The organism is Prosthecobacter fluviatilis, assembly GCF_055388355.1.
This window is the reverse complement of sequence record NZ_AP043782.1, coordinates 5,975,134-5,996,589: the sequence shown is the minus strand read 5'-3', so window position 1 is coordinate 5,996,589 and position 21,456 is coordinate 5,975,134. Positions and strand designations below refer to the sequence as shown.

General features: G+C 60.1%; 15 protein-coding genes. 7 read left to right on the top strand and 8 right to left on the bottom strand.

What is annotated here, in order from left to right:
• The first annotated feature begins 71 nt into the window (after positions 1-71).
• Together ACZ5WW_RS23375 and ACZ5WW_RS23370 are read left to right on the top strand one after the other, a co-directional pair.
• Positions 72-1,946, top strand: coding sequence for an ABC transporter ATP-binding protein (locus ACZ5WW_RS23375; protein WP_377163462.1), 1,875 nt, complete (start codon positions 72-74; stop codon positions 1,944-1,946).
• 196 nt (positions 1,947-2,142) lie between these two features.
• A complete protein-coding gene (locus ACZ5WW_RS23370; RefSeq protein WP_377163459.1) occupies positions 2,143-3,837 on the top strand; it encodes a cation:proton antiporter domain-containing protein in 1,695 nt (564 codons plus the stop codon).
• Between the two features lie 50 nt (positions 3,838-3,887).
• Here ACZ5WW_RS23370 and ACZ5WW_RS23365 read toward each other — a convergent pair whose 3' ends face one another.
• Positions 3,888-4,025, bottom strand: a complete 138-nt coding sequence (locus ACZ5WW_RS23365) for a hypothetical protein (RefSeq protein ID WP_377163457.1) — start codon at positions 4,023-4,025, stop codon at positions 3,888-3,890.
• A gap of 49 nt (positions 4,026-4,074) precedes the next feature.
• On the opposite strand from ACZ5WW_RS23365, the gene ACZ5WW_RS23360 reads away from it, so the two are divergent.
• Together ACZ5WW_RS23360 and polA are read left to right on the top strand one after the other, a co-directional pair.
• Entirely contained in the window at positions 4,075-6,102 is a 2,028-nt protein-coding gene (locus ACZ5WW_RS23360) for a monovalent cation:proton antiporter family protein (protein WP_377163455.1), read from the top strand.
• 110 nt (positions 6,103-6,212) lie between these two features.
• Positions 6,213-9,014 (top strand): DNA polymerase I, encoded by a 2,802-nt coding sequence (gene polA, locus ACZ5WW_RS23355; protein ID WP_377163453.1) that lies wholly within the window; start codon positions 6,213-6,215, stop codon positions 9,012-9,014.
• A gap of 25 nt (positions 9,015-9,039) precedes the next feature.
• On the opposite strand, the gene ACZ5WW_RS23350 is transcribed toward polA, so the two are convergent.
• The 6 genes from ACZ5WW_RS23350 to cphA form a co-directional block, all read right to left on the bottom strand.
• A complete protein-coding gene (locus tag ACZ5WW_RS23350; protein WP_377163451.1) occupies positions 9,040-10,026 on the bottom strand; it encodes an ABC transporter permease in 987 nt (328 codons plus the stop codon).
• A complete protein-coding gene (locus tag ACZ5WW_RS23345) occupies positions 10,019-10,939 on the bottom strand; it encodes an ABC transporter permease (protein WP_377163449.1) in 921 nt (306 codons plus the stop codon). The genes ACZ5WW_RS23350 and ACZ5WW_RS23345 overlap by 8 nt, the downstream gene beginning before the upstream one ends.
• A 43-nt stretch (positions 10,940-10,982) precedes the next feature.
• Complete coding sequence (locus ACZ5WW_RS23340) at positions 10,983-11,843, bottom strand: class I SAM-dependent methyltransferase (RefSeq protein ID WP_377163447.1); 861 nt, start codon at positions 11,841-11,843, stop codon at positions 10,983-10,985.
• A gap of 7 nt (positions 11,844-11,850) precedes the next feature.
• Positions 11,851-12,852, bottom strand: coding sequence for an NAD(P)H-dependent glycerol-3-phosphate dehydrogenase (locus ACZ5WW_RS23335; protein ID WP_377163445.1), 1,002 nt, complete (start codon positions 12,850-12,852; stop codon positions 11,851-11,853).
• Positions 12,849-13,499 (bottom strand): glycerol-3-phosphate 1-O-acyltransferase PlsY, encoded by a 651-nt coding sequence (plsY, locus tag ACZ5WW_RS23330; RefSeq protein ID WP_377163443.1) that lies wholly within the window; start codon positions 13,497-13,499, stop codon positions 12,849-12,851. Before plsY ends, ACZ5WW_RS23335 begins: the two co-directional genes overlap by 4 nt.
• A 75-nt stretch (positions 13,500-13,574) precedes the next feature.
• On the bottom strand, positions 13,575-16,181 hold the full coding sequence (gene cphA, locus ACZ5WW_RS23325; protein WP_417715078.1) for a cyanophycin synthetase: 2,607 nt from the start codon (positions 16,179-16,181) through the stop codon (positions 13,575-13,577).
• Positions 16,182-16,347: 166 nt separating this feature from the next.
• Here cphA and ACZ5WW_RS23320 point away from each other — a divergent pair, with 166 nt between their 5' ends.
• The 3 genes from ACZ5WW_RS23320 to ACZ5WW_RS23310 are packed head-to-tail and all read left to right on the top strand — an operon-like array spanning position 16,348 to position 20,224.
• Entirely contained in the window at positions 16,348-18,567 is a 2,220-nt protein-coding gene (locus ACZ5WW_RS23320; RefSeq protein ID WP_377163439.1) for a cyanophycin metabolism-associated ABC transporter, read from the top strand.
• Positions 18,564-19,043, top strand: a complete 480-nt coding sequence (locus ACZ5WW_RS23315; RefSeq protein ID WP_377163437.1) for a DUF1854 domain-containing protein — start codon at positions 18,564-18,566, stop codon at positions 19,041-19,043. Before ACZ5WW_RS23320 ends, ACZ5WW_RS23315 begins: the two co-directional genes overlap by 4 nt.
• Positions 19,044-19,045: 2 nt before the next feature.
• Positions 19,046-20,224: an acyltransferase family protein gene (locus ACZ5WW_RS23310; protein ID WP_377163435.1), complete on the top strand. Its 1,179-nt coding sequence runs from the start codon at positions 19,046-19,048 to the stop codon at positions 20,222-20,224.
• On the opposite strand, the gene ACZ5WW_RS23305 is transcribed toward ACZ5WW_RS23310, so the two are convergent.
• Entirely contained in the window at positions 20,186-21,343 is a 1,158-nt protein-coding gene (locus ACZ5WW_RS23305) for a hypothetical protein (protein WP_377163433.1), read from the bottom strand. The genes ACZ5WW_RS23310 and ACZ5WW_RS23305 overlap by 39 nt on opposite strands.
• Positions 21,344-21,456 lie beyond the last annotated feature (113 nt).

Below are 21,456 nucleotides of genomic sequence, written 5' to 3'. Positions count from 1 at the left end.
CCTTGTGCTCAGGTTGTAAAGGCAGTTAGTGTCCCCGGTGAGAGCCAGCACTCCCCACTCGCAATTTTCACATGCAACATCCAGAAGACCCTCAGTTCTCAATCCTGATCAAAAAGACGCTCGCCTCCATCTGGAAGTATCTGCTTCCCTATCGCGGGCGTTTCGTGCTGAGCTTGCTGCTGGGAATGGTGAGTGCAGCCTTCAACGGGTTCATGCTCATCGGGTTTCAGCTCATTTTTTCCCTGGTTCTAAAAGGCAAGACCCGCACTCTGGGAGAGGGGACTGATCTGCCTCTGGTGGGTGAAATCAACCTGGCAAAGATGTTCAACCTCGATGCTGACGCCCCCATTGGCCTGACGGGAGTCATGATCGCGTGCTCCTTCATACCGGTGCTGATCTTTTTTCGCGGCTTTTTTGGTTACCTGTCCGCCTACATGCAGGCCTGGGTGACCAGCAAGGTGGCCTACCAGATGCGCAATGACGCCTTTCAATGCGTCATGCGTCAGTCCCCCGCATTCTTCAATTCCGCCAAGACTGGTGAACTGATGCAGACGGTCACCAGTCAGACGGCGGTGGTCCAGCGGAATGCCATGCAGATCATTCAAATCGTCGCGCAGCGCCCACTGACGATCATTTCCATTCTGGTCGTCCTCTTTGCGCAGGACTGGCTTTTCACCCTCATGTCCCTCGTTATCTTCCCCGCATGCCTGCTGCCGATCATCCGCATCGGCAAAAAGGTGCGCAAGAGCGGGGCGCGGGAAGAATATGACTCCAGAGAACTGATGGTGGCCATGCAGGAATCCTTTGCCGGCATCAGGCTGGTGAAGGCCTATGCCGGTGAAAAGCACGCCGAGGACCGCTTTGAACGGACCAACGCCAGCATGACGCGCAACATGATCCGCTGGGCCAAGGCCATCGAAATTGTCGGCCCCAGTGTGGAAACGATTGCCTCGCTCGGAATCGCCGCAGGCCTTGTGTATGCATGGGACCGGGGCCTTGAGGCGGAAAACTTTTTCATCATGGTGATGGCGCTCACTCAGATCTACCCTCCCGTGAAAGAACTGAGCCGCGTGCAAATGATGCTGCACAAAACGACCGTGGCGGCGGGCATGGTGTTTGAACTGCTGGAACGCACTCCGGACATTCAGGACGCACCTAACGCCGTGGACATCGGACGCTCACGGGGTGAAATCACCTTTCAAAACACCGCTCTCTACTACCGCGAAAGCAATGGGGAGAAAAAAGATCTTCCCGCCGTGACAGACATCAATCTCCACCTGGAACCTGGCAAGTTTTACGCACTTGTCGGACGCAGTGGCGCTGGTAAAAGCACTCTCTTCTCTCTTCTGCTGCGTTTTTATGATCCCGACCAGGGCTCAGTGCTGCTGGACGGTCGGGATGTGAAATCGATCTCACAAAAGTCCCTGCGCGGCAACATCGGCATCGTCAACCAGGACACTTTCCTGTTTCACGACACCATTCGTGAAAACATCCGCTACAGCTGCACCGATGCCACTGAAGAGCAGATCATCGCTGCCGCGAAAAAGGCTCATGCTCATGAATTCATCGTGCAGATCAGCAATGGCTATGATGCGGTTGTGGGTGAGGGCGGCTGCAATCTTTCCGGTGGGCAGAAGCAGCGTATCGCCATAGCCCGCGCCGTTTTGCGCAACGCCCCCATCCTGCTGCTGGACGAGGCATATTCGGCACTCGACACCGAGAGCGAAAAGATTGTGCAGGACGCCATCCACACTTTGTCCGCTGGCAAAACGGTGGTGGCCATTGCCCACCGCCTTTCCACCATCCTCGAGGCAGACCAGATCATTGTCATGGACCAGGGCCGCATCGTAGACCGCGGTCCGCATGCGGAACTGCTGACGCGCAATGCCATCTACCAAAACCTGTATAACCTGCAGTATAGCGCTGACGAGCGGAGGGACGCCTGATCTTCAGGGCTTGCCACTGACACATCATTGCTGAGTGAAATGCCTCCGCTGGCGATGTGAGAAAGCCACAATGAATCAGTGCTGACAGAGCATGGGCTAAATGTTTTCTTTAACTCAATTCATTCACGGCTTGAGGGGAAAGCCATTCATCAAAACTTGATCTGTCGCACTTGAACCGCCAAGAAAGAGGCAGCGCATGATTCAGAATTTCACCATCGCCACCTCCGCCATCCCACCGCTCTTTGCGCTGCTGGCACTGATGCTTGCAGGCGTGGTGCTGGTGTCCCTGCTGCTGCTGCGGTTGCGGCAGTCCATGCTGGCCGGCTACTTTATCTGCGGCGTGCTGATTGCGAACTCCGGCGTGCTGGGGATTCTCGGGGGGGGAGCATCACACGAACAGATTTCGCAGATGGCGGAGTTCGGCGTCGTGCTGCTGATGTTCACACTTGGGCTGGAATTCTCACTCGGTGAGCTACGATTCCTGCGACGGCTGGCGTTCGTTGGCGGCGGCTGGCAGATGGGGCTTTGCGGCATCGTGGTTGCAGCGGTTTCCAGTGTGCTCCATACCAGCTCATGGCATGGAGGCGTCATCCTCGCGGTAGCGCTCTCCCTGAGCTCCACCGCAGTCAGTTTGAAAAGCTTTCAGGATCTCGGGCTCGAAGCCAGCCCCGGCGCGCGCATGGCGCTGGCCGTGGCGATTTTTCAGGACCTCTTCATCATCGTCTTCTTCATGTTTCTGCCGCTGCTGCTGCCGCATGAAGGACCCGACGAGGCCATCCTGCCACGTCTCGGTTCCCTCGTCCTGCGTGGCGGAGCGTTTGTGGTTTTGTCCGGCGTGATGGCGCGCTGGGTCATTCCCTGGCTGCTCAATGCGGTGACGCGCACGCGCAACCGGGAGCTTTTCACGCTCACGGTCATTGGTTGCTGTGTGAGCCTTGCCTTCACAGGAGGCCTTCTAGGCCTGGGCCTCGCGCTCGGAGCTTTTGTTGCTGGCCTGGCGGTTAGCGAGTCGATCTTTAAACATCGCATCCTCGCGGATGTGATGCCGCTCAAGGATCTCTTCCTCACGCTCTTCTTTGTCTCGGTCGGCTTGATGATTGACATCAAAACGGCAGCCCGGCTGTGGATGCCCATCTCCGCCCTCACACTGGTTTTCATGCTGGCGAAGGCAGTCATCATCACCTTCGTGGCGCGCCGCCTGGGACTGGCGCAAAAGCAGGCTCTGATGGCCGGCATCGGCCTGTGCAGCGCGGGGGAGTTTTCCCTCGTGCTGCTGCAGCAAACGCGCGCCGCCGCCCTATGGAGCGATGACACACAGCAGACGATGCTGGTGGCCAGCGCGCTTTCCATGGGACTGCTTCCGGCGCTGTTGAAATTCGGCATTCCTCTCGGCGACTGGCTGGTGAAGCGCGGCTGGGGCCGCGGCAAGCCGGTGAAGTTTGACGCAGGCAGCCTCCGCCAGCGTGTCGCGTTGCTCTCGAACCACGCCATTATCTGCGGGCATGGTCCCGTGGGCGAAAAGCTCAACAATGCCCTGCTTGATGCAGGCGTGCAGACCCTCGTCGTAGAACTGAATGCTGAGACCGTCCGCAAGCTCCATCGTGAAGGGCAGCCTGTGCTCTTTGCCGACGCATGCCATGAGGAAACCTGGGAACTCACGCGCCTGAAAAACGCACGGATCGTCGCGCTCACCTTCCCCGATGCCACGATCAATGCACAGGCCCTGAGCTTGATCCGGGCGCTGCGCCCAGACATTGCGGTGCTTGCCCGTGCCCGGTTTAGCTCGGACGTCGAACGTCTCAAACGCTTAGGGGCGACTCAGGTCGTCAATGATGAGACGGAGGCTGCAAATTCCATCGTAGAGCAGGCTGAAATGCTGCAAGGAACATGATCGGAGAGCAGCCGATGGCCGCTCCTTCACTTTGACCTTTCTCCCTTCGCTTAAATCATTTTCATTGCAGTTTCGGGGGCATTTTTGGCATGATCTTTTTTTAATTCCACGGGAGCCAAACCGTCTCGTGAAGCGTATAAGCAGTGTCCTGCATCGTCCCCGGCGTGCAGGGTAAAAAAGGCGTCCATGAATGGTTCCTGGGCGGCATGCAGAAAACCCTCAATAAGTTAACCTCTGATGCACCACGTTGTATTCCTCCAAGACCTTGCCGTTGTCATGATCATCGCCGCGGTGGTCAGCTTGTTATTTCGGTGCATCAAGCAGCCGGTCGTGCTCGGTTATATCCTGGCAGGGGTCATCATCGGGCCGCACACGCCGCCTTTTTTGCTGATCAATGATCTGCATAACATCGAGACGCTGTCAGAGCTGGGAGTCATCTTTCTCATGTTTGCGCTGGGCTTGGAGTTCAGCCTCAAAAAGCTTACCAAAGTGGGTGTAACAGCGCTGCTGGGCGCCCTCTTTGAGATCTTTCTGATGACCTGGGCTGGCTACCAGATTGGCCGGGCCTTCGGCTGGGCTACGATGGACAGTGTCTTTCTGGGCGCGATCCTCTCCATCTCCTCCACCACGATCATCATCAAGGCGCTGGAAGAGATGGGAAAGACCAAGGAGCGCTTTGCCCAGATGATCTTCGGCATTCTCATCGTCGAGGACATTTTGGCCATTCTCATGATTGCCATGCTCTCAGGCTTCGCCACCACGGGCTCCCTGGCCATGGGCGATGTGGCCACGACTGTGGGCAAGCTGGCCGCCTTCCTCGGTGTGCTGCTCGTTGCCGGACTCATTGTGGTGCCACGCCTGCTTAACTGGGTCGCCAAGTTTAAGAGCAACGAGGCGACCGTCGTCACGGTGATCGGCCTCTGCTTTGGAGTTTCACTCCTCGCGGTCAAGATGGGCTACAGCGTGGCACTGGGGGCCTTCCTCATCGGCGCCATCATTGCCGAGGCCCGCCACATTGCCCATATCGAGACCTTGATGCATCCGGTGAGGGATCTCTTCAGCGCTGTGTTCTTCGTCTCCATCGGTCTGCTCATCGACCCTCATGTGATCATGGAGCACATCGGTCCGGTGGTGATCATCACCCTTGTGGTGATCGCTGGAAAGGTCATCTCCTGCGGCTTCGGCACTTATGTCGCGGGCAATGACATGCGGACCTCCATGCGCGTCGGCATGGGGCTGGCGCAGATCGGCGAATTCTCTTTCATCATCGCCGCACTCGGCCTCTCACTGAAGGTGACAAGCGAGTTTCTCTACCCCATCGTCGTGGCGGTGTCGGCTTTGACGACTCTCTCCACTCCGTATCTCATCAAGGGCTCGGACGCGGCCGTGCGAGGTATGGAGAAGATCATGCCCGGGGGGCTCATGCGCATGCTGGACGCCTACACCATCTGGGTGGGCAACCTGGCAGGCAGCGGCAACAAGAAAACACCCGGCAAGTTTCTGCGCAAGTGGGGCTGGCAGATCGCGCTGAACCTGCTGCTCATCGCCGCCGTTTTTATCGGAGCTGTTTTCCTCAAGGACCGTGTGCAGCGCTGGTGGCCCGAGGCACCGGGCGGGATGGATGGCATCAAAGGAATGCTCTGGCTCAGCGCCATGATCCTCAGCCTGCCGATGACCATCGCCGTCGTGCGCAAGTGGCAGGCCTTTGGAATGATGGTCAGCGAGATGAGTGTGACCCGCGCCGCTGCGGGCGAGCGCACTCAGGGACTCCGTGGCATCGTGTCCTCTGTCATCTTCCTGGCCGGATGCGCCGGACTCTTCCTATTCATGCTGGTGCTTAGCACGGCCGTGCTCCCTTCGCGAAATCTGCTTATCGCCTTGGTGCCCGTACTGGTGGCCATCGCCTTCCTGCTGCGGCGCACCTTCATCCAGCTGCATACGAAAGCGCAGTTCGCCCTGCATGAGACGCTCAACGAGACACCGCTCCCTCACCATGATGCGAGCGCCCCAGCCCTGCCATCCCTGTTGCGGGACGCCTCTCTGGTGACGGTAACGGTGCCTACCGGCTCTCCGGCCGTCGGGAAATTGCTCGCCGATCTCAAACTGCGCACTTTCACCGGGGCCAGCATCGTCGGTATTGAGAGGCAGGGGGAGAGCATCATCAATCCCGGCATCTCCGAGGAAATCCATGCAGCAGATTCCGTACTACTGCTGGGCAGTGAGACGCAGATCGAAAAGGCGCGCACTTTGCTGGTTCATGCCTAGTCCTGAGCGCACTGGCGCAGTGAGCGGGCGGTGAAAAGCTGCGCGATTCCGGGCACCGCCCTGAGCAGCTTCGTTTGCGCATGTCTCTGGGCTGTTTAGTCTTTGGACAAATGTCCCAACGCCTCTTCCTCCTCGATGGCATGGCGCTGCTTTACCGCGCGCACTTTGCCTTCATCAAAGCTCCCATCCGCACCAGCGACGGCCTGAACACGTCTGCGCTCTACGGCTTTGCCAACACGCTGCTCGACATTCTGAAAAACCAGCAGCCCACGCATCTCGCCGTGGCGCTGGACACCTCGGCACCAACGCCGCGCCACGAGATGTTTCCCGCCTACAAGGCGCAGCGCGAGGAGATGCCAGAAGACATCAGCATGGCCATCCCGCAAATCAAGCGGCTCATGGAGGCAATGAACGTGCCCATCCTGGTGCGCGACGGCTACGAGGCGGACGACATCATCGGCATCATGGCCAAGCGTGCCGAAAAAGAAGGCATCGAGACCTTCATGGTCACGCCTGACAAGGACTTCGGCCAGCTCGTCTCCGAGCATGTGAAGATCTACAAGCCTGGGCGCTCCGGGGCGGACACCGAGATCCTCGGTGTGAAGGAAGTCTGCGAGCGCTGGGGCATCGAGCGCCCGGAGCAGGTCATCGACATTCTCGCACTCATGGGAGACGCCGTGGACAACATCCCTGGTGTGAAAGGCTTTGGCGAAAAGACCGCTACGGCGCTCATCCAACAGTTTGGCAGCGTGGAAAATCTGCTGGCCAATGTCGGCCAGCTCAAAGGCAAGCAGAAGGAAAAGCTGGAGGCCAGCAAGGAAGACGCCCTGCTCTCCAAGAAACTGGCCACCATCTTCCACGACGCGCCTTACGAGGCTCAGGTGGCGGATCTCGTGGTGAAGCCGCACAACGATGAAGTGCTGAAAGCCTTCTTCACCGAATTTGAATTCAACGCGCTCGGCCGCCGACTCTATGGCGATGACTTCAAGGCAGGCCGCAGCCGCAAGATGGAGGCCGCCAGCCCCGCAGCAGCCGATGCGCCTGCGCAGGATGATCTCTTTTCCGCCCCCGCGCCGGCCAAGCTCAGCACCATCGCAGACACACCTCACACCTACCACCTCGTGCAGACAGCCGAGGAGCGGCAGAAGCTCATCGCGCAGCTTGCTACACTTTCATCCTTCTGCTTTGACCTGGAGACCACAGGCCTCGATCCGCGCGACACGCAGATTGTCGGCATCGCTCTGTCATGGCAGGCGCATGAGGGCTGGTTTGTGCACTTTCCGCGCGACAAGGCAGCGGCCAAGGCCACGCTGGAAGAATTCCGCGAGGTGCTCACACGGCCGGGTGTGGAGAAGATCGGACATAATCTCAAATTCGACCTCAGTGTGCTGCTCGCGCATGGCGTGGAGGTCAGCGGTCCGTACTTCGATTCCATGCTCGCGCACTCGCTCATCGACGCCGAGCAGCGCCATGGCATGGACTACCTCTCGGAGGTGTACCTGCACTACACACCCGTGCCCATCTCCAGCCTCATCGGCACGGAGAAAGACGACCTCTTCAGCCAGGCCACCATGGCCGACGTGGCGGAGAAGGACGCCCGCAAGGTGGCAGACTACGCCGCCGAAGACGCGGATGTGACGTGGCAGCTGGCCGCCAAAATGCGTCCTGAGCTGAAACAGCAGCAGTATGTCTTTGAAAAGGTCGAGTGCCCGCTGCTGCCTGTGCTGACGAAGATGGAAAACTTTGGTGTGAAGATCGACGTGCAGGCGCTGCGCGAGTACGGTCTGGAGCTGGAAAAGAAGGCGCAAGAGCTGCAGCGCCGCATTCAGGAATACGGGGGCGCCCCCTTCAACCTCAACAGCCCCAAGCAGCTCGGCGAGGTGCTGTTTGACCGCCTCAAGCTGCTCGAAAAACCCAAGAAGACCGCCACCGGTCAGTACCAGACCAACGAGCAGGTGCTGCAGTCCCTGCTGGGTCTGCACCCCATCGTGCAGGACATTCTGGACTACCGCGAGGTCACCAAACTGAACAGCACCTACGTCGAGGCGCTGCCGCATGCAGTCTCCAAAGTCACAGGGCGGGTGCACACCACCTTCCATCAGCTCATGGCCGCCACGGGCCGCATGGCCTCGACCAACCCCAATCTGCAAAACATCCCCATCCGCTCCGATCTGGGCCGCGAGATCCGCAAGGCTTTCGTGCCGGGCTTTGATGGCTGGGTGCTCTTGAGTGCGGACTACTCGCAGATCGAGCTGCGTGTCATGGCCGCTCTCAGCGGGGACAAGGCCATGATCGAGGCCTTTGCCAACGGGCACGACATTCACCAGGCCACCGCCGCGCGTGTGTATGGCGTGGAGCTAGACGGCGTGCTTCCCGAGATGCGCCGCACCGCCAAGATGGTGAACTTTGGCATTATCTACGGCATCTCCGCCTTCGGCCTCAGCCAGCGCCTTGGCATCCCACGCGGTGAAGCCGCCACCATCATTGAGAACTACTTCAAGCAGTTCCCCGGCATCAAACGCTTCATGGAGAAGATCGTCGAAGACGCCAAAAAGAGCGGCCATGTGGAGACCCTCACGGGCCGCCGCCGCGTCATCCGCGATCTCACCAGCGCCAACGCCACCGTGCGCGGCCAGGCCGAGCGCGTAGCCATGAACACCCCCATCCAGGGCACCGCCGCCGACATGATCAAGCTGGCCATGATCCACGTGGACGCCGCCCTGACCAAAGCCGGACTGCAGGCCCGCATGCTCCTCCAGGTGCACGATGAACTCCTCTTTGAAATGCCCGCAGGCGAAGTGGAGCAGGCCCGCCCCATCATCCTCGAAGCCATGAAAAACGCCCTGCCTCTGGAAGGCGTGCCCGTGGAAGTCGAGGCCGGGACCGGACTGAACTGGCTGCAGGCGCATTAACATTTAAACATCAAGACAAGCTCTCTTACTCCCCACTTTTCGGATCAAACGCATCTCTCAATCCATCACCGAGAAAGTTTAGGGCCAGCAGACTGGCTGACATGAGCAGTGCGGGGAAGACGAGCAGCCACCACTTGCTCTCGATCGGGTTGATGACCTGCGCACCATCCTTGAGCAGAGAGCCCCAACTGGCAGCGGGATCCTCGATGCCGAGCCCGAGAAAGCTCAGGAAGGATTCATCCAAAATGACCGCAGGAATGGTGAGTGTGAGGTAGGTGAGGATGATGGTGCTCAGGTTCGGCAGCAGGTGCCGCCGCAGCACCCCCCAGGGGCTCTGGCCCATGGCACGGGAAGCCGTCACAAAGGTCATCTCCCGCAGCACGAGCACCTGGCCGCGCACGATGCGCGCCATGGTGAGCCACTCCACCAGCCCCAGGGAAACGATCATCACCAGCACCTTGGAGTAGGCCTTAAGGTCGGTCATCATGGCGGCAAACTTCGGCCAGCCATGCGCCTGCGCGTAGAGCCGCAAGCCATCCACCCACTCCTTCACGTAATCATCCAGCGCGGCGATTAGGATCATGATGAAGAGGATGCGCGGCACGGACTGCAGCACCTCGATGGTGCGCATCATCACACCATCAATGCGCCCGCCAGCATAGCCGCTGATCATGCCGTAGAGCGTGCCGATACCGAGGCTGATCAGCGCGCCCACCAGCCCCACACCGAGGGAGACACGTGCGCCCGAGAGCAGGCGGTAGAGCATGTCCTGCCCGTTCACATCGGTGCCAAAGACATGCAGCGTTCGGGATTCGACGGCATGCTGCAGCGGCGGCACGAAGGAGGCGCTGCTTGTGCCCTTCAGCTCAGCCGGCAGCAGCATGGGCACCACGATGGCTAGGAGGGAAAGGCATGCGAGAAACCCGAGCGCGATGAGCGCTGCGCGGTTGCGCTTCAGGATCTGCCAGCCGTCCGGCCTCGCGATGGATGCTGGAGCGGCGCCTTCAGGCATAGAGTTTGATGCGTTTGTCCAGCAGCGTGTAGATCACGTCCACCAGCAGATTGAAGAGCACGAGCAGCGCACAGTACACGATCACCGCACCGCCGAGCAGGAAGACATCGCGGTTCTGGATCGAGTTCACAAAGATCATCCCCGCCCCGGAGATGTTGAAGACGCTTTCCACGATCATCGAGCCCGTGAGCAGATGAGCAGCGAGCGGTCCGAGAAAGGTGACCACGGGCAGGATGGCCACCTTCACTGCATGCCGCACCACGGCCTGTGTCTCGCTCAGCCCCTTGGCGCGCGCGGTGCGCAGAAAGTCGCTTTTCAGCACATCCAGCAGACTGTTGCGCATGAGCCGCGCCACGTAGGCGATGTAAGGCGCGGCCAGGCAGATCCCCGGCAGGACCATCTGCTGCACGGTACCCCAGCCGCCCACCGGCAGCCAGCCCAGCCCCAGCGCGAAGAGGGCGATCAAAAACGGCCCGCTGATGAAGGACGGAATGGAGATGGCCAGCAGCGCGCCGAACATGGCCGAGCGGTCGATCCAGGTGTCCCGCTTCATCGCCGCAAGGCTGCCAAGCGTGACGCCTGCGCAGCTCGCGATCACAAAGGCCAGCGAGCCCAGTGCAAAGGAGTTGGGCATCTTCTGCTTCAGCAGCTCGGCCACGCTCCAGTCGCGGTACTTGGTGGACAGCCCGAGATCAAAATGCGCGAGGGATGAGACATAGGAGGTGTACTGCTGCCACAGGGTGCCACTGAGTTTGTACTTTTTCTCCAGCGCCTCCTTCACATGCTTCGGGGGCTCCTTCTCCTTGTCGAATGGGCCGCCCGGTGTGATCCGCGCCAGCACAAAGGTGATCGAGATCACGCAAAAGATCACGATCACGCTGCTGAAGACGCGGCGGAGGAGAAAGGCAAGCATCGCGGAAATGTCGGATGACGGAGGCGGAATGTCGAATGCTCAATCAGTCGGCCAGCCACCAGGCATAGCTGCCGCTGGGCACAGGCAGCACGCTGGCACCGCCGCGGAGCTGCATCTCACCCTGCTCCACCTTGCCGCCGCTGCGGCCAAACTGCTGCAGCAGCAGATGATGCAGAGAGATGGGCGTCAGCTCCGGCGTGTGGCAGGAGAGCAGCACTCCCAGCGGCTCGGGGGAGATGAGCCTGCCCAGCAGCGTGAGCAGCGGAGGCAGGTCGTTTTCGATCTTAAAGACTTCGCCCTTGGCCCCGCGCCCGTAGCTCGGCGGATCGAGAATGAGCAGGTCATACTGGCGGTCACGCCGCAGCTCGCGCTCCAGAAATTTGGTCACGTCATCCACGATCCAACGCACCGGCTTTGCCTCCAGGCCATTGAGCGCGGCATTCTTGCGCGCCCAGTCCACCATGCCTTTGGAGGCGTCCACATGGCACACCTCAGCGCCGGCATGCGCGGCGGCCAGCGTGCTGCCGCCGGAGTAGGCAAAGAGATTGAGCACACGCGCCGGGCGGTTGTGCTTTTGAGCATATTCCGCACACACCGTGCGGATGCGCCGCCACTGGTCGCGCTGCTCGGGAAAGATGCCCAGGTGGCCAAAGTCCGTGGAGCTGAGCTGAAACTTGGTGCCATCCACCTCGATAGCCCAGGTCTCCGGCAGTTTGTCGCGGCCGCGCCACTGGTTGCCGCCGTCGCGGAAAAAGGTGGCGGTCACCTGCTGCCAGTCCGCCTTGGGCAGCGTCTGCCGCCAGACCGCCTGCGCGCAGGGCCTGGAGAGCACCACATTGCCAAAGCGCTCCAGCTTTTGGAAAGAGCCGCTGTCGAGGAGTTCGTAACCGTTTGTGTCAGCCATGGAAAAATCAGTCCGCCTCCGGACGGGGATCACGTGAAAAAAGATCGCGCATACCTTCCTTGGGCGATTTGCCCTGGTGAAGCACGGCATAGATCTCGCCCAGCAGCGGCATGCGCACGCCGCGTGCCTGGGCGGCGCGGTGGAGGCTGGCGGTGTTCAGCACGCCCTCGGCCACCATACGTGTGCTGGAGATGATCTCATCCAGCGGCCGTCCCTGCCCCAGCATCATGCCCACACGGTGGTTGCGGCTGTGCTCGGAGTAGCAAGTGCCCATGAGATCCCCCACTCCGCTAAGCCCGTAAAAAGTCTCCACTTTGCCACCTTCAGCCATGCCCAGCCGCACCATTTCAGCCAGTGCGCGGGTGACGAGCGCGGCGAGAGTGTTGTCTCCCATCTTCAGTCCGTGGGCGATCCCCGCCGCGATGGCATAGGGGTTCTTCATCGCTCCGGCCCATTCAGCGCCCACGATGTCGTCGGTGGTGTAGGTGCGGAAAAACGGCAGCGTGAAGCAGGCCTGCACCGCCTTGGCGATGTCATCATCCGCACAGGCCACCACGGCGGCAGTGGCCATCTGGCGCGCCACCTCTTCCGCATGGTTCGGGCCGGTGAGCACCGCCAGCGGCACGCCGGGGATGGCTGAGCCGATCAGTTCCGTCATACGGCGGCCGGTTTCCAGCTCAATGCCCTTGGAGCATGACACCAGCACCCGCGCACGAGAAGCGGCTCCACTCTGTGCCACGAGCTGCGCCGTGCTGAGCATGGCCTTGGACGGTACTACAAAAACGAGCATGTCCGCAGGCTGCAGCGCATGAAAATCAGACGTCACCCGCACCTGCGGCGGCAATTCCAGGTCCGGAAGGTAGCGGGCACTGCGGCGGGTGTCTTGGAGCTGAGCCATCAGCTCCGCATCGCGGCCCCAAAACTGCACGTCCAAACCACGCCAGGACAGCAAAGCAGCGAGTGCGGTGCCCCAGCTACCGGCACCAATGACGGTGGCGCTCTGGATCATGGCTGCGGCTTCTTTTTGGTGAAGGCCTTGTTCTCCGTGCCGGCCAGCAGGCGCTGGATGTTGGAGCGGTGGCGGACAAAGGCGAGGATCATGACCACGATGCCAAAGCCCAGCAGCACAAAATCCCAGTGCCCCTCACGGTACATCTGGATGGCCATGGCCGTGGGCACCCCCACCGCCGCAGCCAGAGAGCCGAGCGAGACATAGCGGAAGGCAAAGAGGAAGGTCAGGAAACCGATCCAGCCACCGAGCATGCCTGCCTTGGAGATGCCAAACAGCACACCGCCAGTGGTGGCGATGCCCTTGCCGCCCTTGAAGCCAAGCCAGAAGGTAAACATGTGCCCCAGCACAGCGGCAAAACCCGCCAGCACCTTGCCGATGGAGACCATCTCAGGCACCGCGCCTGTTTGTGCGATCCAGCCCGCCGCCAGCCACACTGGCAGCCAGCCTTTGACCATGTCCAGAATGAAGACCGGGATGCCGATCCCCTTCCCCAGCACGCGGATGGCGTTGGTGGCACCAATGTTGCCGCTGCCATGCTGGCGGATGTCGATTCCCTTGAGCCGCCCTGCGAGGTAGCCAAACGGCACCGAGCCGCAGAGGTAGCCGGAGGCAATGCTAAGGATGATGGCGGTTGTCGTAGTCATGGGTGGATCAACGCCTCCTAGTAGCCGAATCCTGCGTGCTGTGGCAAGCGATTCATCGAACCGAAACCACGCAAGCTACTGGGCGCCGTATTTTTCCTTCAAATACTGCACGGTTTCATCCGCCGTATCTGCCTGGATCATCACCAGATCTCCCGGCTGCGCGGACTCCAGCGCCAGATCCACCGCCTTCAGATGGCCTAGGATTGACTCTACACGCCGCGTGCGCACGGCGTTTTCCAGCCCCTGGGCGAGCAGACTCATGATTTCGCCAGATTCACGACCGCGCACATAGTCGCCTTCGTAGAGCCAGGCGTCGTCAAACTCAGCGCTAATCATGCGCCCCTGCTCGATGATGTCGCTGTCCCGGCGGTCGCCTGCAGAGCTGTAAACCACAATGCGTCGCTTGTTTTCAAACTGGCGAAGACCGTCCAGCAAAGCACGGAGCGCGTCCACATTGTGACCGTAGTCCACAATGACGGTGATACCCTTCAGATCCAGCACATTGAAGCGTCCGGCGTTCTGATCCAGGCTGGGCACAAAGCTGCGCGCCCCCTGGCGGATGAGCTCGTCGTCAATGCCCAGCGCCCAGGCAGCGGCCACGGCGGCCAGAGTGTTCTCCACCTGGAAGCCGATACGCCCTCCGTGGGTGAGTGGCACCTCGCTTAGCGGCATGAAGATGTCCTCGCTAGGACCAGTGGCACGGACGATGCTGCCATCTCTCACAAAAATTGCGCGCTCCCCTTTGATCCGGTGCAGGACGATGACCGTGTTTTCACCATCCAAGGCAAAGAAAATGGTCTTGCGGGGATAGGTCTCCGCCATTTTGACGACCAGCGGGTCGGCTGCGTTGAGGACGGCGCTGCCCTCCGCTGACACAGCGGCCACGATGCACTGCTTTACCTCGGCCAGCTGCTCAGGGGTATTGATGTCATTGATCCCCAGATGGTCCCCGGCACCGATGTTGGTCACCACGGCCACGTCACAATGGTCAAAGGCCAGCCCCTCACGCAGGATGCCGCCACGGGCGGTTTCCAGCACGGCAGCTTCGCAAAGAGGGTAGGATAAAATGCTGCGTGCACTCTTCGGGCCGCTGCAGTCTCCGGTGTCGATCATGCGGGAGCCGACGAAAACCCCGTCCGTGCTCGTCATGCCCACGCACCACTGATTCTGACTCAGCAAGTGCGCAATGAAGCGCGTGGTGGTGGTCTTGCCGTTCACTCCGGTCACGGCAACGATGGGGATGCGGCCGCGGCAGTCCGGGGCAAACATGGTGTCGATCACCGCCTTGCCTACCGGACGCGCCTCTCCCTCTGAAGGGTAAAGGTGCATGCGCAGGCCGGGACGCGCGTTCAGCTCGATGATAACCCCATTGCGCGGGCTTAGCGGCTGGGTGATGTCCGGCGCGATCATGTCAATGCCGCAGATGTCCAGCCCGACCATCTGCGCAGCCTCCACAGCTGCGGCGCAGATTGTGGGATGCACCTCGGCGGTGCAGTCCACAGCGGTGCCCCCGGTGCTGAGATTGGCATTTCGGCGGATGAGGATCATGCGGTCCTTCTCAGGGACCGACTCCGGCGTGACCCCCTGCTCCGCCAGCACAGCGAGAGCCACGGCGTCAATGCGGATGCGACTGAGTGCGGCTGCATGGTCGGCAGCACGGCGCGGGTCACGGTTTTTTTCAGCAACGAGCTCCTGGATGGTGTGCTCGCCATCCCCGATCACATGCGCAGGATAGCGCCGTGAAGCGGCGATAAGCTCACGACCAATCACGAGTACGCGATAGTCTTCCCCTTCGGCAAACTGCTCCACGATGACCGAGCGGCTTTCCTCCCGGGCGGCGGCGTAGGCGGTGCTGATCTGCTCGCGTGTATACAAATTGAGAGCGACCCCCCGCCCCTGGTTGCCATCCAAGGGTTTGACGACGACAGGCAGGCCGATTTCGTTGGCGGCTGCCCAGGCGTCCTCTGCATTCTTGACGGGACGTCCCTGCGGCACAGGCAGGCCGATTTCATTCAGCATCCGCCGGGTAAAATCCTTATCTTGGACAATGTCTTCGGCGATCGCGCTCGTCTGGCTGGTGGCGGCGGCAAGGATTTTCTTCTGTTTCGCCCCCCAGCCCAGCTGAACGAGGCTGCCTTCAGTAAGCCGGTGCACCGGAATCCCCCGCAGGCGCGCGGCATCCACCATGGCACGGGTGCTTGGGCCGAGGCAGACTTCCTGGGCAAGCTCACACAGTTCAGTCAGGGCGGCATTGACGTCCATGGTCTGGCCAAACAGCGCGGCATCAATCAGGCGCCGTGCGAGTTCGAAGGCGGCCCGGGCCACCACCTCTTCGTCAAACTGGGTGATGATGCGGTAGGTCAGAGGCTGCCCAGTGGGCATCACCTTGCCAAAGCTCACCTGAAGATCCGAGCGGCTTTGCAGATGCAGCGTTATGACTTGCAGCAGAGCCGCGAGAGAATCAGCCTGAGGTACGACGGAAGTTTCGCTAAGCTGAGGCTCCAACGCCGGCAGCCAGGAAAAAAGCCAGGAGCGCCAGTTGGCGACGTAGTCTGTCAGTTCGGGAAATTCCACTTTGCATTCCAGAACGGTCTCGCGGGCCCAGAGATTCGGGCCTCGCAACGCAAGGATTTTGCGAACAACGGTGGAGCGGAGTTCGCAGGATGGAGCTGTGTTAGGCAAGCGGGGAGTAAAACGCGCGGAATTGTCCACAGACCGGCAGGAGGTCAAGGGAAACCTCTTCCCAATGCAGGAAATGACATGATCCGGATTTGGGGAAATAACCGCCCCGGTTTGACAAGCTGTGGGAACATTCGACTATCGGCGGGTTTCCAGACCCGCCCCTACTTTGCCGCGTCCTCTCATCCAAGACCTTCCCGACCTCCTGCTTCAGCATGCCGAATCCAAACTGGCATCAGGCGAGCGCATGGTCGCCCGTTTGATGACGGATTTGGATGCCGGCCTGCATTTCCGGCATGGCCTGATTGTGCTGACAAACACACGCCTGCTGCATTTTGAGGACAAAGGCTCCGGCCAGCCAAGCTTCATCGCCTGGAAGCTGGCAGACCTGCAGGAGTTTAACCTGGAGGAAATGGGTGCGACGATAGCTCTGCACCTCATGGGAAACGGCACTCTCATCGGCCAGTGGCGGGTGACATCCGGCTCCCTGAGGCAGGTGGAGGCATTTTTGGCCCGGTTCCGGGAGCAGCGCAGCCTCCTTTGCGGAGAGGCAGGCGGCGGAGACAAAATCGGTGGTGAAAACGAGGAGGATGAGGAGGAAATCTTTGCCGCCGAAGATGCTGAAGGCTACATACCGCCAGGCAAGCCGCTGCTTCGTCTGCTTAGCTTCTGCCGTCCTTGGTACCGGCTGCTTTTTCTAGGCCTGGCGCTCACCATGGCAAGCACCGGGGCCCAGATGATCGCCCCCTGGCTCACCATGTCACTGGTCGATGATGTTCTCATACCGATGCAAAGCCAGACGGAGCGGGTGCATGTGCATCTGGTCTATGTTTTCATCACAGAACTGGCGCTCGCAGCCCTGCTGACCTGGGCGCTGAACTGGGGAAAGACTTTTGTGGTGGCGCGGATCGCCGAGCTGGTGACCAGCCGCATGCGCCGGGAGACCTTCGAGCATCTGCAGCGGCTTTCGCTCACCTATTTCAACCGCAAGCGCACAGGAGACCTTATCTCACGCATAGGCTCGGACACAGAGCACCTCTCCCTCTTTATCTCGGTGAACTTCATCGATTTTTTCTGCGATGTGCTGCAGTTCATTTTCACCGCGGTCATCCTCTTCAGCATCAACCCCCTGCTCGCCGTGGCCGCGCTTGGCCCGGTGCCCGTCGTAGCCTGGCTGGTGCAGCGAGTGCGCGAGCATCTTCGGGGTGGCTTTGCCGCCGCCAGCCGTGCAGGCAGCCAGCTCACCAGCGTGCTGGCAGACACGATTCCTGGCGTACGCGTGGTCAAGGCGTTTGCCCAGGAGCAGCGCGAGATCGAACGCTTCCGTGCAGCGGACAAGCACATCTTTGACACCAACGACCGCGTCAACAGGACCTGGTCCTTCTTCACGCCGATGATCAAGCTGCTGACTGACATCGGCCTGCTCATCGTCTGGGCTGTGGGTGCGTGGAGTGTGGCACATGACAGCATCACCGTGGGTGTGCTGACAGGCTTTGTGCTTTATATCAGCAGTTTTTATGAACGCATGGACTCCATGAGCCGCTTCACTGCGTCCATGCAGCGGGCGGCTGCCAGTGCACACCGCATCTTTGACGTGCTCGATGTCAAACCTGACGTGCCCGCGCAGTCCAATCCGATCAAGGTCGGCCGCCTGCGCGGCGAAATTGAGTTTCGTGATGTAAAGTTTCGTTATGGATCCCGTGAAATCATTCGTGGCATCAGCCTGAAAATCGCGCCGGGTGAGATGGTTGGGTTTGTGGGTCCGAGCGGCGCAGGCAAGACCACGCTGGTAAACCTGGCCTGCCGCTTTTTTGAGGTAAGCGAAGGAGCCGTGCTCGTGGACGGCTTCAATCTTGGAGAGGTCGATGTCGTTGGGTACCGTAGAAATCTCGGGCTCGTTTTGCAGGAGCCCTACCTCTTTTACGGGACGATTGCGGAAAATATCGCCTATGGGAAACCGGAGGCATCGCGGGCGGAAATCGTCGCATCTGCACGTGCAGCGCGTGCACATGACTTCATCATGCGGCTGCCGGACGCCTACGACTCGCTGGTGGGAGAGCGCGGCCAGCAGCTTTCCGGTGGTGAACGGCAGCGCATCAGCATCGCTCGCGCCCTGCTTGTCGATCCAGCCATTTTGATCCTGGATGAAGCCACCTCCTCCGTGGACACCGAGACGGAGCGTGAAATCCAGGCCGCGCTGGATCATCTCGTCAAAGGACGCACCACGATCGCCATTGCCCACCGCCTGGGCACCTTGCGCAAGGCAAGCCGGCTGGTCGTGATCGAGGAAGGCCGCATCAAGGAAATCGGATCGCATGAGCAGCTGATGCAGAGCAGCGGAACCTACGCGCGCCTGCACCAGGCCATGCTGGAGGTGAACCACGCATGAGCACGCCGCAGCCACAGAACATCGAGTTTTCCAGGGACGCCCAGGGCCGCCTGGTGCTGGTGGACGCGGAAGGAGTGCGGCATGTAAATGTGCACCCAGCCAAACTCTTTCCCCTGACAGAGAAGGACCACTGGATTTCAATCCAGTCCCAGGGCGCGCGAGAAATTCTGTGCATCGAGGATCCTCAGAGCCTGCCTGAGCCTTCACGCAGTCTGCTGTTGGAAGCGCTTGCCAGACGAGACTTCGTCCCCGTCATCCAGGTCATTCACCGCATCGTGCGTCTCGCAGACGGCCATGAGTGGCATGTCACCACAGATCGTGGCGACACCAGCTTTGAAGTCGAGACGGATGAAAGCATCCAGCCCCTCGGCCACGGCCGGCTTGTCATTATGGACCGCCGCAACACCCGCTATCTTATCCCAGACATCGCCAGCTTGGACCGGGTCAGCAAACGCAAGCTGGAACACTACTACTGAACGTGAACCCCGCCAACACCTCGCCTTCGCGTATCGGTTCGCTCGATGTGTATCGTGGCATTGTGATGTTTCTTCTCGGACTGCGCCTGCTGGAGCTGGACGAGGTTTCCGAACACTTTCCCGACAGCGCCATCTGGCAGTTTTTAGGCCATCATTCCTCGCATATTCCTTGGGTGGGCTGCTCGCTGAATGATCTGATTCACCCGTCGTTTGCCTTTCTGACCGGGGCTTCGCTGGTTTTTTCCGTATCAGCCCGCGAGCGCAAAGGACAGTCTCAATGGCACATGACCCTGCACGCCCTCTGGCGGTCGGTGGCGCTGATCTTTCTTGGGATTTTCCTGCGGAGCGTGGACCGCGATGCAACACACTGGACCTTCGACGAAACGCTGACCCAGACAGGCCTCGGCTACATGGCTGTGTTTGCTCTGGCGCACTGTGGCACTCGTGCGCGCTGGATCTGGTTTGCCATCATACTCATCTCCCACTGGCTGCTCTACGCGCTTTATCCGGTGATGCCGCCGCATGCCAATCCCATCGACTTCAACACTCCAGAAGGATGGCAGCATGATTTCACAGGCTTTTTCGCCCACTGGAACCATAACCGCAACGTGGGCTGGAGCTTTGACCGCTGGCTGCTGAATGAATTCCCGCGCGAGCGGCCCTACGTCGGCTATCTCGGAGGTTACACAACACTGAACTTCATCCCCACCATCGCCACCATGATCCTCGGGCTGATGGCAGGAACCTGGCTCAGAAAGGATGACCAGCCAGCCAGACGTCTCATGACTGCGAGTGTGGCCTGCCTTGCCTTTAGTTTCGTGCTGCACTTTGGCGGCATCTGCCCCATCGTGAAGCGCTTGTGGACACCCGCCTGGGTGTTTTTCAGCGGAGGCGCCTGCTATCTGACTCTGGCAGCCTTGTACCAGATCATTGACGTCCGGCAGTGGCGGGGCTGGTCATTCCCCTTTGTTGTCCTGGGCATGAACTCGCTGGTCTTCTATGTGATGCGCCACACTCTGGACATCTGGTTTTTTGAAACACTGCAAAAGCATTTCGGCACCCGTGTTTTTGATGTTTTTGGCGCAGAACTCAGGCCCGTCACCCTGGGGACATGCACGTTTGTGATCTTATGGCTGGTGGTGCTATGGATGTACCGGCGGAAGATCTTCGTGCGGCTGTGATGCCCGCAGAATGCGAATCATGTCCGAGTGAGGCGGCAGGATGAATCTGGGCCACTCACGTGAGGCATCCATGCAGCCGCCCTCGGCATAAATGCCACGGGCATCGCGCAAGCGGTGCATGCGCTCATAGATTCTAGCGCAGACTGCCGGCTCGGCCAGAGTTTGAGACACCAGCTCCTCCACCCTGGCCTCATCCATCTGCAGCACGCCACGCTCATTTTTGAACACACCGTCGCGCCAGTGATAGACCTCCAGACATTTGGTCAGCAGGCTGAAAGGGCGGTCACTTTTCCAGAAATTGGCAAACATTCCGCCACCCAGGTAGAACACCCAGGAGCCTTCAAAGCCAGGCACATCCGAGGAATGGGAGTCTGGATTGCGGAACCAAACCCTGTCTCCCGGCACATAATAGTGCATGGGAAAAGGCTCTTCCAGATTGCCTTGCTCGTGCAGGAACACATCCTGGAAGGGATCGGCGGTGAGGGCTTTCCTCTCCCATTGGCACTGCAGTTCGTTCAGCAGCTCCGGGTGGCTCATCTGCGCCTCCTCGGCGACCGACAGCAACACCACATACTCGGTCGCCCGGTAGCAGGAGAATGAGTACCACTGCCCGCCCTCCTCCGGCTGACAGGCTTTTTTGAGCGAGCTGATCAAAGGACTGCCCGGAATGAGAACAAAGCCCGTCTCCTTCGAGTAACGCCAGCAATCCTTCGGCCTTTCGATCGCCTCCAGGTCAAAATTCAGCCGGGTACGGGAGGCGTTTTTCACGATGCGCCTGCGCATGCTGACGGCAGCGAGCAATTCCTCTGCGCTCGGAAACTCCAGCAGCACAGGAGAGTTCAGCAAAGTGAGCCAGATCTCACGCAGCAGATCATCCTCGTTGCGGCGCACATCCAGCTTCAGACTCTCGGCCAGGCCCAGTGTGTCATGCCCGGGCATCCGCTCAAGCACCCCTTGGGCTGCAAGATGCAGCCGCAGGCACACAGCGCCTGGCAACCCCTGCTCGCGGCACACGACTTCGGATTCAATTCCCAGGCGCTCCCATTCCGTGCACAAAAGTGCCCGGCCGACTGCGGAGTCGGAAGCGGCGGGAAACCTGATGCAAATGCCTGAGTCCATGATCAGCCAAGCTCGGGTTCGTGAGCCATGGAAAAAGATGGCCTGGCATGACCTGCGGTCTTGGGCTGTATGGGTGGCATGTTCGAAGTCATGTTGCTGTCAGCAGCAGTGCT

Coding starts and splice junctions, on each gene's coding strand:
- ACZ5WW_RS23375 (WP_377163462.1), top strand. CDS start 72: ATGCAACATCCAGAAGACCCTCAGTTCTCAATCCTGATCAAAAAGACG.
- ACZ5WW_RS23370 (WP_377163459.1), top strand. CDS start 2,143: ATGATTCAGAATTTCACCATCGCCACCTCCGCCATCCCACCGCTCTTT.
- ACZ5WW_RS23365 (WP_377163457.1), bottom strand. CDS start 4,025: ATGGACGCCTTTTTTACCCTGCACGCCGGGGACGATGCAGGACACTGC.
- ACZ5WW_RS23360 (WP_377163455.1), top strand. CDS start 4,075: ATGCACCACGTTGTATTCCTCCAAGACCTTGCCGTTGTCATGATCATC.
- polA (WP_377163453.1), top strand. CDS start 6,213: ATGTCCCAACGCCTCTTCCTCCTCGATGGCATGGCGCTGCTTTACCGC.
- ACZ5WW_RS23350 (WP_377163451.1), bottom strand. CDS start 10,026: ATGCCTGAAGGCGCCGCTCCAGCATCCATCGCGAGGCCGGACGGCTGG.
- ACZ5WW_RS23345 (WP_377163449.1), bottom strand. CDS start 10,939: ATGCTTGCCTTTCTCCTCCGCCGCGTCTTCAGCAGCGTGATCGTGATC.
- ACZ5WW_RS23340 (WP_377163447.1), bottom strand. CDS start 11,843: ATGGCTGACACAAACGGTTACGAACTCCTCGACAGCGGCTCTTTCCAA.
- ACZ5WW_RS23335 (WP_377163445.1), bottom strand. CDS start 12,852: ATGATCCAGAGCGCCACCGTCATTGGTGCCGGTAGCTGGGGCACCGCA.
- plsY (WP_377163443.1), bottom strand. CDS start 13,499: ATGACTACGACAACCGCCATCATCCTTAGCATTGCCTCCGGCTACCTC.
- ACZ5WW_RS23315 (WP_377163437.1), top strand. CDS start 18,564: ATGAGCACGCCGCAGCCACAGAACATCGAGTTTTCCAGGGACGCCCAG.
- ACZ5WW_RS23305 (WP_377163433.1), bottom strand. CDS start 21,343: ATGGACTCAGGCATTTGCATCAGGTTTCCCGCCGCTTCCGACTCCGCA.